General features: G+C 51.8%; 4 protein-coding genes. 1 reads left to right on the forward strand and 3 read right to left on the reverse strand.

The features are described from left to right. Nucleotides 1-426: 426 nt before the first annotated feature. Nucleotides 427-627 (forward strand): hypothetical protein, encoded by a 201-nt coding sequence (locus H7U37_RS14680; protein ID WP_002596235.1) that lies wholly within the window; start codon nucleotides 427-429, stop codon nucleotides 625-627. A gap of 64 nt (nucleotides 628-691) precedes the next feature. Here H7U37_RS14680 and H7U37_RS14685 read toward each other — a convergent pair whose 3' ends face one another. From H7U37_RS14685 to H7U37_RS14695, 3 genes are read right to left on the reverse strand one after another with little or no spacing between them, the layout of a single operon-like run. Then, nucleotides 692-886 (reverse strand): transposon-encoded TnpW family protein, encoded by a 195-nt coding sequence (locus H7U37_RS14685; RefSeq protein WP_002596234.1) that lies wholly within the window; start codon nucleotides 884-886, stop codon nucleotides 692-694. 14 nt (nucleotides 887-900) lie between these two features. Beyond that, complete coding sequence (locus H7U37_RS14690) at nucleotides 901-1,743, reverse strand: ATP-binding protein (RefSeq protein WP_002596233.1); 843 nt, start codon at nucleotides 1,741-1,743, stop codon at nucleotides 901-903. Next, the gene (locus H7U37_RS14695; protein WP_006356266.1) at nucleotides 1,740-2,534 is read right to left on the reverse strand and encodes a replication initiator protein A; all 795 of its coding nucleotides are present in this window, start codon (nucleotides 2,532-2,534) and stop codon (nucleotides 1,740-1,742) included. Before H7U37_RS14695 ends, H7U37_RS14690 begins: the two co-directional genes overlap by 4 nt. Nucleotides 2,535-2,684: the final 150 nt, after the last annotated feature.

Consider the following 2,684-nt stretch of genomic DNA (forward strand, 5'->3'; position numbering starts at 1 on the left):
GGCATCCCTCCTTTATCATAACTGTCTTTTCATTCGCCACAAATGAGCCGCCAGTCATGATGTAATGTTTTTTGGTGTAATCCACCCTCTATACATTACATCATGGTTCGATATGGAATTACTCTCGCCTTGCAATTCATCCTCGTGGGACAATCTCGGATAAAGGGCGGTAATGAGGTTTTGGGTGGCTTGTCTTAACATAAAATCCTCCGTTTCCGACAGCCAGCCCCACTATTCCGTGGTTTCATTGTACCACGGAACGGCGGGGGCTGTACAGCGGCAAAAGCGTTAAATTTGCTTCTTTACAGCTTTTCAATTTTCCGATTTTTATGGTATGGGTTGTCGTCCCATATTTGCAGTAGAAAAGTTCATAACTCCGTGGTATACTCTGATTTAACAAAAAAATCAGAAGTTAAAGGAGAAAACATGAAGTATACAATAGATGAATTAACCGCGGCCAAAAGGCAAATTGATTCAACTCTGCACAAGCTAAGAGAAACAGTAAAAACATTTGAATCAAAGGATAATTCCGAGCGTTATAAATCACAAATCACATTGGCAAAGAGAAGAATAAAAGCCTTTGAAATTGCAAATTATTTTATAGAGAATGAGATTAAGAATTGCTAAAGCACTTCCGATTTTCGTTCCAGCGGTCATGCTCCCTGGCATGGCCGCTTTTCCGTGCCCCGGTTCACGCCGGATAAGTCGGCTCCTGTGTAGCAGCGGCTTCCGCTTCCAGTACCCGCGCCATTTTGTCGGCGGCTGTGGTTGTGGTGTCTTTCTTGAAATAGCCGGACACGACAAGGACGGAATTGCCCATGCGGATTTCCGTCACACAGTCAGGGCGGCGGGTGGTGCGGGTGTCGTGCTGCTTGTTATCTGCCATAGGCAATACTCCTTTCAGTCGGTAATCAGTTTCTTCATGCTCTCCATTTTCCGCTTGGCGGTTTCCTGCCGGAAGTTGTCGCCGGTAAAGCGTACCGGGACGCACATGGAAAGCAGGCGGTCATAAATCCGGGAATGGGCGGTGTCCTCCGGGTTGTGCAGGTCGTCCAGCGTAAGGTTGGTCGTGACGATCAGCGGCTTGCCGCTGCGGTAACGGCTGTCAATCACATTGAACACCTGTTCCAGCCCGTATTCCGTCCCGCGTTCCATGCCGAAGTCGTCAAGGATCAGCAGCGGATAACGACAAAGGCGGGAAATGTACTCGTTGCGCCCCTCAAAGCTGGCGGCAAGGTCATTGAGGATAAGAGCAAAGTTCGTCATGCGGACGGGGATTTCTTTCTCCATGAGGGCGTTTGCGATACAGCCTGCAAGGTAGCTTTTGCCGGTGCCTACGCCGCCCCAGAACAGGCAGCCGATATTGTCTGTCCGCATATCTTCCCAATGCTCCACATACCGGCGGGCAAGCCCGGTCTGCGGGTTCCTGCCGTTGTCGTTCTCGAAAGTCCAGTCCCGCATGGTGGGGTCGGTAAAGCCCCGGCGTTTCAGTTCTTCCACGGTGTCAAGGTGTCTGCGCCGCTTTTCGGCGGCTTCCCGTTCCTCGCGGGCGGTTCTCTGGCAGTCGCACTCTGCCGGGTGGCGGTCGCGCCCGAAGATAGCGGCCTTATCCGGCGCAAAATAGGCTTCTTTCGGCTTGCGGCACTTGCCGCAGTACAGTAAACCGTCCTCGCCGGTGTAGTCCTCCGGCTCCGGGATGGTGGTCGTCATATTCTCCAAAACCGCGTTGATTTCATTCTTCATAAACTCTCGCCCTCCTTGCATGAGTAGTCTGGTATGCCCTTTTTAGGGGCTTCCTTTTTGTCGTTCCCCGCCCATATCCGCAGGGCGGCGGCATAGTTCTGGTAGCTTTTCCCGTTGGCGGCAAGGTAGCGGCTCATTTCCTCGATGAACCGTTCCAGCCTGTCAGGGTACTCTGCCTGCAACTCGTCGTATTCGGTCTGTGACAGAAAAATATTTCCATATCGGCCATAGGGCGCGGACGGCCCCCCACTCACTCCCTTTGTTTGGCTCTCTGTAAGGTTGTTTATAGTAGTTTGGTTAGGGGACGGTTTTCCGACCATCATAAGGTCGGTTTTCTGACCATCAGTAGGACGGTTTTCCGGCTCTATGAGGGGCGGACTTCCGGCCATCAGTTGGTCTGAAAACTGTACCTGTGGCACTGGCGGTACTTTGACATAAAGCCGGTTCGGTGCGGAGAAGCCGCCCCGTTCCCGTTCCAACAGCCCCGCCGTGTCCAGTTCATTAAGCGCCCCCTTGATGGTGGTGCTGCCTTTATCCAGTATTTCTGCTATCTCCGCGATGGGATAGATAATATAAATCCTGCCCTCGTCGTCCAGCCACTTGTTTTTCTGGGAGAGGGTGGAACGGTCTAACAGCAGCGAATACAGCAGCTTGGCGGTCTGTGAAATCTCCATTTTCAGCAGGAAACGGGGATACGGCAGATAGGCGGGCAGCCGCGTGTCTGCCCTGATATAATCAGCGATAGGATCACCTCCCTGTGTTCGGGTTGATTTTGGCGTATTGTCACGCATTAAAACGCCGTTTCCGGGGGAAAAGGATAAATGTATCGCGTACCCTTTGACACCCACGAAAAAAGCCTTGATTTATGCGGGTTTGAAAGGCTCTAAAGCGTGACATCTCTGCCTTTGTTTCCGCTTTCTCTCGGCGGCTTTGATTTTCTT

Source organism: Pseudoflavonifractor phocaeensis, from assembly GCF_016901735.1.
Taxonomy (GTDB): Bacteria; Bacillota; Clostridia; order Oscillospirales; family Oscillospiraceae; genus Pseudoflavonifractor_A.